Origin of the sequence: Pseudomonas sp. SLFW, from assembly GCF_009905615.1 — a bacterium.
Lineage (GTDB): Bacteria > Pseudomonadota > Gammaproteobacteria > Pseudomonadales > Pseudomonadaceae > Aquipseudomonas > Aquipseudomonas bambusae.
Map to the genome: position 1 here is coordinate 371,515 of NZ_JAAAKW010000005.1, position 12,907 is coordinate 384,421.

General features: G+C 60.4%; 12 protein-coding genes. 1 reads left to right on the forward strand and 11 read right to left on the reverse strand.

Translation table 11 applies throughout. The annotated features are described in order from the left end of the window. Nucleotides 1-97: 97 nt before the first annotated feature. From GVN17_RS12195 to GVN17_RS12240, 10 genes are all read right to left on the reverse strand, one after another. A complete protein-coding gene (locus tag GVN17_RS12195) occupies nt 98-502 on the reverse strand; it encodes a type II toxin-antitoxin system HicB family antitoxin (RefSeq protein WP_166595504.1) in 405 nt (134 codons plus the stop codon). A 20-nt stretch (nt 503-522) separates the two neighbouring features. Next, nucleotides 523-720, reverse strand: a complete 198-nt coding sequence (locus GVN17_RS12200; protein ID WP_166595505.1) for a type II toxin-antitoxin system HicA family toxin — start codon at nt 718-720, stop codon at nt 523-525. Between the two features lie 219 nt (nt 721-939). Continuing rightward, complete coding sequence (locus GVN17_RS12205; protein WP_166595506.1) at nt 940-1,875, reverse strand: carbohydrate kinase; 936 nt, start codon at nt 1,873-1,875, stop codon at nt 940-942. A gap of 23 nt (nt 1,876-1,898) precedes the next feature. Next, entirely contained in the window at nt 1,899-3,380 is a 1,482-nt protein-coding gene (xylB, locus tag GVN17_RS12210) for a xylulokinase (RefSeq protein WP_166595507.1), read from the reverse strand. Between the two features lie 23 nt (nt 3,381-3,403). Then, entirely contained in the window at nt 3,404-4,921 is a 1,518-nt protein-coding gene (locus GVN17_RS12215; RefSeq protein WP_166595508.1) for a mannitol dehydrogenase family protein, read from the reverse strand. 33 nt (nt 4,922-4,954) lie between these two features. Further along, entirely contained in the window at nt 4,955-6,058 is a 1,104-nt protein-coding gene (locus GVN17_RS12220) for an ABC transporter ATP-binding protein (protein ID WP_166595509.1), read from the reverse strand. Nucleotides 6,059-6,191: 133 nt separating this feature from the next. After that, on the reverse strand, nt 6,192-7,025 hold the full coding sequence (locus GVN17_RS12225) for a carbohydrate ABC transporter permease (protein ID WP_166595510.1): 834 nt from the start codon (nt 7,023-7,025) through the stop codon (nt 6,192-6,194). Between the two features lie 10 nt (nt 7,026-7,035). After that, complete coding sequence (locus tag GVN17_RS12230) at nt 7,036-7,968, reverse strand: carbohydrate ABC transporter permease (RefSeq protein ID WP_166595511.1); 933 nt, start codon at nt 7,966-7,968, stop codon at nt 7,036-7,038. A gap of 77 nt (nt 7,969-8,045) precedes the next feature. Next, nucleotides 8,046-9,371, reverse strand: coding sequence for a sugar ABC transporter substrate-binding protein (locus GVN17_RS12235; RefSeq protein WP_166595512.1), 1,326 nt, complete (start codon nt 9,369-9,371; stop codon nt 8,046-8,048). 239 nt (nt 9,372-9,610) lie between these two features. Next, nucleotides 9,611-10,516 carry an AraC family transcriptional regulator gene (locus GVN17_RS12240; protein ID WP_166595513.1) on the reverse strand — a complete coding sequence of 302 codons (906 nt, stop codon included), beginning with the start codon at nt 10,514-10,516 and terminating at the stop codon, nt 9,611-9,613. 154 nt (nt 10,517-10,670) lie between these two features. On the opposite strand from GVN17_RS12240, the gene cobF reads away from it, so the two are divergent. Continuing rightward, a complete protein-coding gene (cobF, locus tag GVN17_RS12245; RefSeq protein WP_166595514.1) occupies nt 10,671-11,432 on the forward strand; it encodes a precorrin-6A synthase (deacetylating) in 762 nt (253 codons plus the stop codon). A gap of 223 nt (nt 11,433-11,655) precedes the next feature. Here cobF and GVN17_RS12250 read toward each other — a convergent pair whose 3' ends face one another. After that, a complete protein-coding gene (locus GVN17_RS12250; protein ID WP_166595515.1) occupies nt 11,656-12,858 on the reverse strand; it encodes a glycosyltransferase family 4 protein in 1,203 nt (400 codons plus the stop codon). Nucleotides 12,859-12,907 lie beyond the last annotated feature (49 nt).

A 12,907-nucleotide genomic window follows, 5' to 3' on the forward strand; every position in this document is an offset into this window, starting at 1 on the left:
TCTTGGGTGTTGGCGGTGTGGGGGATGGATGAGGAAGGGGCAGCGGTGATCACCGGCTGCCCCTTTTTTTTGGATTGAATATTTGTCCCGTCAGGGCTTAAAGCCGCGTCAGCTTTTCCAGTGCAGCGTCTGCGAGAAATGACGAGCGGCTCTTGATGTTGTGGTCACGCACATATCGGTCAATGCGTTGGATCACGAAGCCGGGCAACGTGACATTGACCTTTTCCGTTTTGCCTAGATAAGGCGTGATATCGACCTCCAGCATCCCCCAGCCCATTCCTGCATAGTCGGGATGATCATGATGCCGTTTTGCGGAGGTCGGCATGGGTACGGGATGTCCGCCGGTCACCTGCTCTTCAAGCATGATGTGAGCGATTTCGACAGCGGCGTTATAGGCCTCTTCAAACGTGTCACCTGCGGTCACTGCCCCGCAAATATCCGGGATGTGAATGCCAATGGCGGTGGTTTCGTCGCCCCATTCGATGGCGATGGGATATTGCATGATGTGCTCCTGCGAAAGAATCAGGCCTGTTCTGATGGGCCGAGCCATGCGCGCCTCCTGATGCTTTTTACGGTTCCCAAGGGTAAGTCTTTTTTCGGGTGGGGCACCGCGATGGAATAAGGGCTGCGCGGGTGGGTAAACACGTGATGACTGCCACGACTTCGTTGGAACGTCCATCCCGCCGCTTCAAGCTCTGCTATCAGTTCTCTGCTTTTCACCACCCACATCCCTTTGAGGTTCAAGGTCGTCGATGGTCGTCATAGAGCGATGGTAGATCAAGGAAGAAGATGTATCTAGAGGTATAAAAAGTGCAGGCCGTCGCGGGCGCTTTTCCACGCACGTCTTAATGCCAGACGTTAAACGAATGCGAAAAAGAGTATTCGAGAAATAGTAAAAAACCGGCGCCAGGCCGGTTTTTTGATCGGGTAGCGATTCCGTCAAACCACCTGATCCCGATACGGCAAATCCGGCCCCACCCGCGTGCACGTCACCGCCGCCGCAGCCACGGCGAAATTCAGCATGTCGGTCAGTGTCTCGCGGCTCAATCCTGGCAGGCTCGCCGGGGTGTCGAGGTGGCGTTCGGTCAGAAACGTAATGAGCGCGGCCTGGAAGGTGTCACCGGCGCCAACGGTGTCAGCGGTTTTGACGTCGCGGGCCGGGACGGACCAGTGGCCGAGTTCGCGGGTGAAGACGGTGGCGCCTTGACGGCCACGGGTCATGATCACCAGTTGGCAGTTGTGTTGCAGCCAGCCCTTGGCCACGGTTTCCGCGTCGGTGTCAGGGTAGAGCAGATGCAGGTCTTCGTCGCTGACTTTGATGAGGTGCGCGTGTTCGGCGAATTGGGCAACTTGGCTGCGCCACAGCTCGATGCTCGGTGCAGGGTTCAAGCGCACGTTGGGGTCGAAGGTGATCAGGCGCTGGCCGCTTTCGCGTCGCACCAATGCCAGCAGCGCATCGGCTACGGGCTGGACGACCAACGAGAACGATCCCACGTGCAGGCCGCGAACGCTGGTGTCCAGCACCGGGAGTTGAGCGGTCGTCAGCAAACGGTCCGCGCAGCCTTCACCCCGGAAGCTGTATTGCGGCGAGCCATCGGCGCCCACTGCGACCATCGACAGGGTGGTCGGGGCGTCGAAATGAATCAGAAAATCATCCCGCACGCCTTCTTCTTTCAGTACCGCCGCGAGGCGTTTGCCCAGATAGTCGGTGGAAATCCCGGCGAAGAAACCGGCGTCCACGCCTAGTCGGCGCAGGCCGACCGCAACGTTGAACGGCGAGCCGCCGGCGATAGCCTGGTAGCCGATTTTGTTGAGTTGGGCGCTGTCAGGTTGACTGAAAAAGTCGAACAGTGCTTCGCCACAGACCAGATACATAGGTGCTCCGTTAAGGGCAGTCGTCAGATGCCCTGCAATTGATTGCGGTAGTGCTGATAAACCGTATGGTACGCGGCCACGTGTTCAGGCAGCGGTTTCGTTTCGCTGCTGGCGTCGAGGCTGACGCAACGTTCGCACAGCGCCTGCAACGACTCGCTGCCGCCACTGGCATGTGAATGGCACCAGGCCGCCTGAATCGCCGCGCCCAGGGCGGCCGCTTCGGTCCCGGTGGTGCAGACGACCGGGGTGTCCATGATATCGGCGACGATCTGCCGCCAGACCGCGCTTTTCGCGCCGCCGCCGATCAGCCGGATGTTGGCGCTTTTGATCCCGCTCTCACGCAACAGGTCCAGCCCGTAACGCAGGCCGAAGGTGGTGCCCTCGACCACGGCGCGGCACAGGTTGGCCTGGGTCAGGTTGGTGCTGTCCAGACCGAGGATGCTGCCGGTGGCGTGGGGCAGGGCGGGAACGCGTTCGCCGTTGAGGAACGGCAGCATCAGCACGCCTTGGGCACCGATGGGCGACGAGGCGATGGCGGCGTTGAACGCACCGATGTCCAACGCGAACAGCTCGCGAATGGCGCTGGTGGCATTGGTCAGGTTCATGGTGCAGATCAACGGCAGCCAGCCGCCGGAAGACGAGCAGAACGTTGCGACCGAAGGCTGTGCGCTGACGTTGCCCGCCTCGGCGAAGGCGTACACGGTGCCCGACGAGCCGAGGCTCATCGTGATCGAACCCGGCGTGATGTTGCCGGTGCCGATGGCGCCCATCATGTTGTCACCGCCACCGCTGGAAACGATGGCCTCAGGGTTGAGGCCCAGACGTTCAGCGATGGCGGGCAAGATCTTGCCCACGGGTTCATGGGCGTCGAGCAGGGTCGGCAGCGCCTTGACCAACCGGCCCGTCGGGTCGATGTGGTTGAGGATGTCGACGTCCCATTCCCGGGTGCGCACGTTGAAATAGCCAGTGCCGGACGCATCGCCGAATTCGCTGCAGCAGCGCCCGGTCAGCCAGTAATTGAGGAAGTCGTGGGGCAGCAGGATCTTGTCGATCCGGGCGAACAGCTCCGGGAACTGCTCTTTGGTCCAGAGCAGCTTGGAGACGGTGTAGCCCGGCGCGATGGCGATACCCAGGCGTTCCAGTGAGCCGGATTCGCCCCCCAGATACGCCAGCAGACGATCGTTCTCGGGCGCCGATTCGGTATCGCACCAGAGCTTGGCCGGGCGCAACACGTGGCCCAGTTCGTCGATCATCACCAGCCCGTGCTGCTGACCGGACACGCCGATGCCTTGAATCTCGGCACCGCTGATCCCCGCTTGCGCCAGTGCCGCAGCCGTTGCCTCTTCGAAGGCGGTCAGCCATTCCTGCACGTCCTGTTCCCGACGCCCGTTGGCGCCGCTGATCATGTGGTGCGCGCCTGAGCCTTCGCCCAGAACCTTGCCGCTGGCCGCATCAAGCACGATGGCCTTGGTGCCTTGGGTGCCGCAATCGATGCCGAGAAACATGTTCACCTCTTTACCTCTGACGATCAGAGGGTTTTCGCCAACAGGTTTTCCAGGGTTTTGCTGACGCCGAGCTGCTTGAGGCTGTTCAGGTTTTTCTCGAACGAGGCCACGAATTCAGCGGATTTCGGAATCGCTGCGCCAAAGATTTCCTCGACTTCCAGCAGGCGTTGCGTCACCAGCACGTCATCGGCCACCAGCGCTTTGCAGAAGTCAGCGCGTGGATCGACAACCTTGTACTCGACGCCGTTTTCACCCTTGAAATCGCCGGTTCTGTTGCCTTGCAGGTACAAGGCCCACGCCGCGACCACCAGAGAGGCGCGGTCCATGTTGCCGTTGTCAACGATCAGGCGGTTGATGGTTGGCACCGTGAATTTCGGGAATTTCGACGAGCCATCCGAGCACACACGCTCCAGTTGGTCAGCGATGGCCTGATTGGAAAAGCGGTCGATCAGCGTCTGTTTGTAATCAGTCAGATCGATGCCAGGCACGGGCGCCAGTTGTGGCGTGACGTCCAGGTCCATGTAAGTGCGGATGTAATCGACGAACAGCGGATCGTTCATGGTTTCGTGAACGAAGCGGTAGCCTTTCAGCGCGCCGAGGTAGGTCAGGGCCAAATGGCTACCGTTAAGCAGCTTGATCTTCATTTCTTCGTACGGCGTAACGTCGTCGGTGAACTGCACGCCGACTTTTTCCCACGCCGGACGGCCGTTGACGAACTTGTCTTCCAGCACCCACTGCACAAACGGCTCGCAGACCACCGGCCAGGCGTCATCAATCCCTTTTGCATCGTGCAATTGCAGGCGGTGGGCGGTGCTGGTCATTGGCGTGATGCGGTCGACCATGGCGTTGGGGAAGCTGACGTTGGCGGCGATCCAGTCGTGCAGTTCGGCGTCGCGCAGTTTGGCGAACGCCAGCAGCGCTTTGCGGGTCACGGCGCCGTTGTGCGGCAGGTTATCGCACGACATCAGGGTGAACGCAGGCGTGCCCTCGGCGCGGCGTTTGGCCAGCGCGGCGCACAGGTAACCAAACACGGTCTTCGGCGTGGCGGGGTGCGCGAGGTCGTGCTGGATCTGCGGCAGGTGGCTCGTGAACTCGCCGGTGCTGTCGTCGATGCAATAGCCGCCTTCGGTGATGGTCAGCGAGACGATGCGAATCTCGGGGCTGGCGAGCTTGTCGATCAGCGCGAGGTCGTTGTCGGTGGACATCAGCATCTGGCTCATGGCGCCGATGATGCGGGTCTCGGTGTCGGGCGTGTCGCCCAGTTCGAACAGGGTGTAGAGGAAGTCCTGGTCTTTGAGCGCTTCGAAATTGTTACGGTCTTCTTCACGCAGGCTGACGCCGCAGATGGCCCAGTCCAGGCCTTCGCCGCTTTGGTCCTTGGCACCGAGAGACATCAGAGCGTCGGTGTAGAACGCCTGGTGCGCGCGGTGAAAGCCGCCGACGCCAATGTGGGCGATGCCCTGACGGCGGTCTTCGAGGGCGTAGGCGGGCAGGTTGACGCCATCACCCAGGTTCGACAGGTTCTGTTTGTTCAGTTTCATGACTGCATTCCCGATTCTGTGAGGGCCGCCTGCTCAGGCAGCGGCCTGCAAGGCTTTACGGATGACCTGGCCCTGTGCGTCGAACAGGTGGCAGTGGGCGCTGTCCAGGTGCAGGTTCAGGGTTTCGCCGTACTGGCTGGCGAGGTCCCCGCGAATACGCATGGTCAGCGCTTCGCCGGATTGCGTGCGGACGTGGCAATAGGTGTCGCTGCCCAGGCGTTCGCTGACGTCGGCGACGACTTGCAACTGGCAGTCACCCGCATTGGCCAGCTCCAGATGCTCCGGACGAATGCCCAGGGTCACGGCGTCGCCCACACTTTGTTGGGCGTTGGTGAACGGCAGATTGATCTTCGTCCCGGCATCGAGGGTGACTTCACAGCCGCTGGCATCCACGCGGCTGACCTTGCCCTTGAGGAAGCCCATTTTCGGCGTGCCGAGAAAGCCTGCCACGAACAGGTTGGCGGGGTGGTGATACAGCTCAAGAGGGGAGCCGACCTGTTCCACGCGGCCGCCGTTCAACACGACCACCTTGTCGGCCAGGGTCATGGCTTCGACCTGATCGTGGGTCACGTAGATCATGGTCGCTTCCAACTCTTTGTGCAGGCGCGACAACTCCAGGCGGGTCTGCACGCGCAGCGCGGCGTCGAGGTTGGAGAGCGGTTCGTCGAACAGGAAGATTTTCGGGTTGCGCACGATGGCGCGACCGATGGCCACACGCTGGCGCTGACCGCCGGACAGTTGCTTGGGTTTGCGTTCCAGCAGCGGCCCGAGTTCCAGGATGCGTGCAGCTTCGGCGACTTTCTTCTCGACTTCGGCTTTTGGCGTACCGGCCAGGTCCAGCGCGAATGAGAGGTTCTTGCCCACGGTCATGTGCGGGTACAGGGCGTAGGTCTGGAACACCATCGCCAGGTCGCGCTTGGCAGGGGTGACTTGGGTGATCTCGCGGCCATCGAGTTCGATGCTGCCGCTGGTGACGTCTTCGAGACCGGCGATCAGGCGCAGCAGGGTGGATTTGCCGCAGCCCGACGGGCCGACGAACACCACGAATTCGCGGTCTTTGACGTCCAGGTCGATGCCTTTGATGATCTGGTGGCCGTCGAAGCCTTTTTGTAGATTTCTGATTGTCAGGTTAGCCATGTGGGGCTCCAGTTTTATTCTTCAAATTCATCAGTTGTAGGAGTGAGCTTGCTCGCGATTGCGTGATGTCAGGCGATATATTCGTTTCAGATATACCGCGATCGCGAGCAAGCTCACTCCTACAGGGGTCTTGTTACTTGACTGCACCAAACGACAAACCACGGACCAGTTGTTTCTGGCTGATCCAGCCGAAGATCAGGATTGGCGCGCAGGCCAGGGTCGAGACCGCAGACAACTTGGCCCAGAACAGCCCCTCGGGACTTGAGTACGAGGCGATCAGCGCGGTCAGCGGGGCGGCGTTCGATGAGGTCAGGTTCAGCGACCAGAATGCCTCGTTCCAGCACAGGATCAGCGACAGCAGCGCCGTCGAGGCCAGGCCCCCTTTGCAGATCGGGATCAGCACCTTGAAGATTTCCTGGCGTGTGGTGGCGCCGTCCAGCCGCGAGGCTTCGAGGATTTCGCCCGGAATGTCTTTGAAGTAGGTGTAAATCATCCAGACCACGATCGGTAGGTTGATCAGCGTGTAGATCGCTATCAGTGCCAGGCGCGAATCCAGCAGGCCGAACGTCTTGGCCAGCAGGTAAATCGGCATCAGCACGCCCACCGGCGGCAGCATCTTGGTGGAGAGCATCCACAGCAGCGTGCTCTTGGTGCGTTTGGTCTCGAAGAACGCCATGGAGTAGGCGGCCGGGACCGAAATCAGCAGGCAGAGAATCGTCGCGCTAAAGGAAATCAGGATCGAGTTCCAGGCGAAGTGGAAGTAGTCGCTGCGCTCCTGGATGTGCAGATAATTTTCCAGCGTCGGCGTGAAAAAGAACTGCGGCGGGGTGGCGAACGCGTCGATCTCGGTCTTGAAGCTGGTGAGCACCATCCAGAAGATCGGGAAGAAAATCAGCGCCGCGATCGCCCATGACAAGGTGCCGAGGAGCACGCTTTGCAGGCGACGGGATTGTTTGAGCGTCATCATGACCTTGCCCTCAAGACTTGTCGGTGAGGTTTTTGCCGATCATCCGGATCAGGATGATGGCGGCAATGTTGGCAATCACCACGGCAATCAAGCCGCCCGCCGATGCCATGCCCACGTCGAATTGCAACAGCGCCTGGTTGTAGATCAGGTACGCGAGGTTGGTCGAAGCGAAGCCCGGACCGCCGTTGGTGGTGGTGAAGATTTCCGCGAACACCGACAGCAGGAAGATCGTTTCGATCATCACGACGACAGCGATGGGGCGCGCCAGGTGGGGCAGGGTCAGGTGCCAGAAGATCGCGATGGGGCCCGCGCCGTCGAGACGCGCGGCTTCTTTCTGTTCCTGGTCCAGCGACTGCATGGCGGTCATCAGGATCAGGATGGCGAACGGCAGCCACTGCCACGATACGATGATGATGATCGACAGCATCGGGTAATTGGCGAGCCAGTCCACAGGCTGCGCGCCGAACAGCTTCCAGACGGCGGCGAGAATCCCCGAGACCGGGTGGAAAATCAGGTTCTTCCAGATCAGCGCACTGACGGTGGGCATGATGAAGAACGGCGAGATCAGCAGCACACGCACGATGCCGCGACCGAGGAATTCAGTGGCTTCCAGCAGCGCGGAAATCAGCACGCCGAGGATCACGCTGATGGCCAGCACACTGCCGACCAGCAACAGGGTGTTCATCGCACCGGGGAAAAAGCCCGAGTCGGTGACGAAGTACTGAAAGTTCTCAAGACCGACGAATTCGTTCTCGCCGGGGTTGAGCAGGTTGTAGCGGATCAGCGAGAAATAGATGGTCATGCCCAGCGGGACGATCATCCAGACCAGCAGCAACAGCACCGATGGGCTGACCAGAAACCAGCCAGGCTTGGTAACGCTGCCTTTCTGTTGGTCTTTATCGCCAGCCGTGGCCGTGCGAGGGGGAAGGGTTGAGGTGTTCATGATGACTCCGAACCGGGGCAGTAGCTAAGCGGGGCAGCAGGGAGAAAATCCCCGCTGCTGCCTTGAAACAGACGGGATCAACCCTTTTTCGGGTAGCCCGCGCGTTTCATGTCACGCTCGGTCGCGCTTTGTGCCTGGGTCAGCGCAGCGTCCACGGTGGTCGAACCCACCAGTGCCGCCGAGAATTGCTGACCGACGTTGGTGCCGATCTGCTGGAACTCGGGGATGGTCACCAGTTGAATGCCCACGTACGGAACCGGCTTCAGGGTCGGCGTTTTTGGCGTCACGGCCTTGAGGGATTCCAGGGTGATGTTGGCGAACGGCGCCGCTTTCTTGTACTCGTCGGTGTAGGTCGAGGCGCGAGTGCCTGGCGGTACGTTGGACACGCCGTCGGTTTTCGCGACGAGGGCCGCGTACTCTTTCGACGTTGCCCATTCGGTAAACGCGCGGGCGTCCTTGTCGTTCTTGGCGCTGGTCGGAATCGCCAGGGCCCACGAGTACAGCCATGCCGAGCCTTTGTCGGTGACTTCGTGCGGCGCGTAAGTGAAGCCGACGCTGTCCGCGACCTTGCTCTGGGATTTGTCGGTCACGAAGGAACCGGCGACGCTGGCGTCGACCCAGATGGCGCACTTGCCGCTGTTGAACAGCGCCAGGTTTTCGTTGAAACCGTTGCTGGAGGCGCCGGGAGGGCCGTCTTTCTTCATCACGTTGGTGTAGAAGGTCAGCGCGTTTTTCCACTCGGGCTGGTCGAACTGTGGCTTCCACTGCTCGTCGAACCAACGCGCGCCAAAGGAGTTGGCGACGGTGCTGATCAGCGCCATGTTCTCACCCCAGCCCGCCTTGCCACGCAGGCAGATGCCGTACTGTTCTTTCGATTTGTCGGTGAGTTTGTCGGCGAATTCGGAAATCTGGGTCCAGGTCGGACGCTCCGGCATGGTCAGGCCAGCGGCCTGAAACAGGTCTTTGCGGTAGTAGGTGATCGAGCTTTCGGCGTAGAACGGCAGGGCGAACAGCTTGCCATCGACCGACAGACCGTCACGCACCGATGGGAATACGTCATCCAGCGCGTAGGACGCTGGCAGATCATTCATCTCTTTGAGCCAGCCCTTGGCACCCCAGAGTGAGGCTTCGTACATGCCGATGGTCAACACGTCGAACTGGCCGCCCTTGGTGGCGATGTCTGTGGTCAAGCGTTGACGCAGCACGTTCTCTTCGAGGACGACCCATTTCAGTTTGATGTCGGGATGCTGTTCTTCGAAAGTATTGGACAGCCGCTGCATGCGGATCATGTCGCTGTTGTTGACGGTGGCGATGGTGACGTCGCCCGCCGCTGCGCTGTTGCAGAGGGTCAAGCCGAGAGTGAGACAGGTGCCAGCGAGCAGAACGTTTGCAGAGGTCTTCATGTATCTCTCCTCTTCTGCGCCCAATGAACGACAGAAGCCTGGTTATTGTTGTTGTTCCTTCCGGAGTCTGGAGGAAGTCAGTTGATTACAACGGTCCGCACGGCCAATGACAAATCCTGCGGCGCACTTGAACTGATACTTTCTTGCACTGAGAGTTCAGGCAGCAATACACCAAAACTGCGTTCCGGCAGGGTGCGGCGCAGTTCCAGCGTAGTCGACGGGGGCGTAGAGGGGGCGAATCAGTACAGGTTTTGTTCGGTCAGGCGCTGCACGGCCAAACAGCGATAGTGCGACGGCGTCATGCCTTTGAGCTGCTGAAAGCGTCGGTTGAAGTTGGAAATGTTGTTGAAACCAGACTCGAAACACACGTCGGTGACCGGCTTGTCGCCGTCCGCCAGCAGCTCGCAAGACTTGCTGATCCGCAGCCGATTGACGAACTCGACGAACGTCCGCCCCGTGGCCTGTTTGAACACGCGAGAAAAATAGGTGGGTTTCATGCCGAGGTAGTCCGCTACTTCTTCCAGGGTCAGTTCCCGGGCGTAGTGGGTAAAAATGTAGTCCACGGCCTTGTTGGTGCGCTCGACGGCATGGTCGTCTGACAGTTGGGATGCCGTCGTTCCAGACAGCAGCTGGAAATCATCACTGGCCGCCAGCAGCTCGAACAGAATGAAGAAGTGGCCTAGCCGGGTCATGCCGCTGGAATCGGCAATCTTCTGCATCAGCTTCATCGCCTGACGGATCGTGCGCTTGTCACGAAACTCGATCCCGTACTGCGCGCGCTCCAGCAGCGGCGTCAGGGTTTTCAGCTCGGCAAACACCTGATTGCCGGTCTCCAGCAACTCTTCCGTGAAGTTCACCAGCATGTCGCGCTTGGGCACGACTTCGTCTTCTTCGACCTGGCTGATCCAGTTGTGCGGAAGATTGGGACCGGTGAGAAACAGCGTGCCGGGGTAAAAATTGCCGATGTAATCACCGACGAACACCTTGCCGGAACTTGCCACAATCAGGTGCAGCTCGTATTCCTTGTGAAAATGCCAGCGCACCAGCGGGCACGGAAAACCATGCTCGCGGTAGATGATCGACAGGCCATTGTGATCGTCCATCAACTCATAGGACGGATCGGTGATTCTTGTTGTTTTGGTCATGCGGTTGCCGGGGTTCGGGGACGTGCGTGGGGGTAATGTGCACTATTTGCCCTCAGGAATACAGCCATGAGCACAGGCCGCGCTTTGCAACGACAGCCCAGGCCGGTCACTATCCTGAGCCACAGCCTCTAGCGCCAATCCGGACTGTTACCCCATGAAAAAAATTCTCGTCATCGGCATCGGCGCGGGCAATCCCGAGCACATCACGGTTCAGGCGATCAAGGCGTTGAACCGGGCGGCGGTGTTTTTCATTCTCGACAAGGGCTATGCCGATGACGAGTTGCTGCGCCTGCGGCGGGAGATTTGCGAGCGCTATATCGAGGGTGACGCGTATCGACTGGTGCAGGTGCAGGACCCTCGGCGTGAGGACGATCCTGTTTCGTATCAGAACGGCATCGAGCATTGGCATGAGCAGCGCGCGGCGTTGTTCGAGCGCTTGATCGCTGATGAGGTGAAGGCGGGCGAGACCGGTGGGTTTCTGGTGTGGGGCGACCCTGGGCTGTACGACAGCACGCTGCGGATTCTCGACCGGGTGCTGGCGCGGGGGAACGAGGTGTTCGATGTTGAGGTGATTCCGGGGATCACCAGCGTGCAGACCCTGGTGGCGCAGCATGGGATTCCCTTGAACCGGATCGGCGAACCCATTCAGATCACCACAGGGCGGCGGCTGGCCCAGGCATCAGGTGATGACATTGATAACGTGGTGGTGATGCTCGATGCCCACTGCACGTTCGAGCGCTTCGTCGCGCAGGACCTTTATATCTACTGGGGCGCGTACCTTGGGACCGAGGACGAGGTCCTGATTTCGGGGCCGTTGAGAGACGTGAGCGAGCGGATCAGGCAGACGCGGGAAGCGGCGAGGGCGAGGAAGGGGTGGATCATGGACACCTATCTGCTGCGGCGTCACATGCGCTGACTTTGCCACGGGCACAGTTCTAACGTGGGAGCGAATTCATTCGCGAACAGATCGTGCAGGCGACAGGGATGTATCGTCTGTTCTCTTGATTCGCGAATGAATTCGCTCCCCCAGTCAATCTCTGGGGTGCATCCAGACCCGGCACGCCGCAGGAAGAGCCCAAGCGAGATCCACTCTGATCGAAGGCTTGCGCGTAACAACTTGCGCGTAACAAGGGGGTGTCTCACTCCCTGCGATTCTTCGCCTCGATCCACTGCGACATGTACTGCGTGCTTTTGTGCTGATGGTGCCGGAGCATCGCGCCAGTGAAGTTGGCGGCACGGTGGGCTGGCAGATCGCCCAGCAACTGTTGGATGCGCTCAATCAGCGTCTTGCAGTGCTCCTCGAACCGAAAGCGCGACTGCAGCACCTGCCAGCCCGCTGACTGCGCCTGATCCCAGGCGGCCCGATCGGTATACAGTCGAACGGCTTCAGCGGCCAACCCTTGAGCATCCCACGCCACGGCACCGGGAAACGGCAGCTCGCCATGCATACCCTCGGCCCCGATGGGGGTGGTCACCGTCGGCGTGCCGCAGGCCATCGCATCCATCACCTTGCCCTTGATGCCGGCTCCAAACCGCAGCGGAGCGAGGGACACCCGCGCCGCTGACATCACCTCAAACGCATCCTCGGCCCAATCCTTGATGTGAAACCCTTGCGCCGCATTGTGCAATGCCGTGGCCTTGGGCGGCGTGTACGCGCCATACACATGCAGCTGCGCGCTTGGCAGGCGTTGGCGAATCAGCGGCCAGATCGCGTTTTTCAGCCACAAAACGGCATCCCAGTTGGGGGCATGGCGGAAGTTGCCGATGGTCAGGAAGTGTTCGCGCTCGTCATGACCCCGGCCATGGGAGGGCACGTCGCGGAGCATCAACGGGCAGAGGTGGAGCAATTCGGCGGGCACCCGGAAATGCCGGGTCAGCAGATCGATTTCGACCTCGGACACCACCAGATTCAGGTCGCAGCGATAAAACGAGGCAACTTCCCGCTGGGCCAGATCGGACACCGCCATGCGCTTGAACATTTCGGCGTCAGGCTCGGCCAACAGCGCGTCGGAACAGTCCTCGCCCGCCTTGATCACGTCCTTGAGCATCTGGTGCCGGGCATGGCGCAAACTCTGCACATCGCAGGTTTCCATCACGCGCAGCGCGTTGGGCGCGTGTTTCTCGACTCGCCAGCCGAACTGCTCCTCCATCAGGAACTGATCGAACAGCACCACTTCAGGTTGAAGTTCGGCGACGAAGCTGTCGAAGCGGCTGTCGTTCACGGCGATGGGCACTTCATCGATGCCCAGGCTCGCCAGGTCAGCGCGGCGTTCACCTTCGGTCGCCGCGCTGGCAAACGTGATGCGCCAGCCCTGTTCGAGAAAGCAGTCGATCAGTTGCATGACATGGCCGCTGGCGGCCGAGGAGCGTGGCTCCGGCCACACGTAACCG

What these genes read in the sequence shown, in the direction of transcription:
- GVN17_RS12195 (WP_166595504.1), bottom strand. Translation starts at nt 502, where the DNA reads ATGCAATATCCCATCGCCATCGAATGGGGCGACGAAACCACCGCCATT.
- GVN17_RS12205 (WP_166595506.1), bottom strand. Translation starts at nt 1,875, where the DNA reads ATGTATCTGGTCTGTGGCGAAGCACTGTTCGACTTTTTCAGTCAACCT.
- xylB (WP_166595507.1), bottom strand. Translation starts at nt 3,380, where the DNA reads ATGTTTCTCGGCATCGATTGCGGCACCCAAGGCACCAAGGCCATCGTG.
- GVN17_RS12215 (WP_166595508.1), bottom strand. Translation starts at nt 4,921, where the DNA reads ATGAAACTGAACAAACAGAACCTGTCGAACCTGGGTGATGGCGTCAAC.
- GVN17_RS12220 (WP_166595509.1), bottom strand. Translation starts at nt 6,058, where the DNA reads ATGGCTAACCTGACAATCAGAAATCTACAAAAAGGCTTCGACGGCCAC.
- GVN17_RS12225 (WP_166595510.1), bottom strand. Translation starts at nt 7,025, where the DNA reads ATGATGACGCTCAAACAATCCCGTCGCCTGCAAAGCGTGCTCCTCGGC.
- GVN17_RS12230 (WP_166595511.1), bottom strand. Translation starts at nt 7,968, where the DNA reads ATGAACACCTCAACCCTTCCCCCTCGCACGGCCACGGCTGGCGATAAA.
- GVN17_RS12235 (WP_166595512.1), bottom strand. Translation starts at nt 9,371, where the DNA reads ATGAAGACCTCTGCAAACGTTCTGCTCGCTGGCACCTGTCTCACTCTC.
- GVN17_RS12240 (WP_166595513.1), bottom strand. Translation starts at nt 10,516, where the DNA reads ATGACCAAAACAACAAGAATCACCGATCCGTCCTATGAGTTGATGGAC.
- cobF (WP_166595514.1), top strand. Translation starts at nt 10,671, where the DNA reads ATGAAAAAAATTCTCGTCATCGGCATCGGCGCGGGCAATCCCGAGCAC.
- GVN17_RS12250 (WP_166595515.1), bottom strand. Translation starts at nt 12,858, where the DNA reads ATGCAACTGATCGACTGCTTTCTCGAACAGGGCTGGCGCATCACGTTT.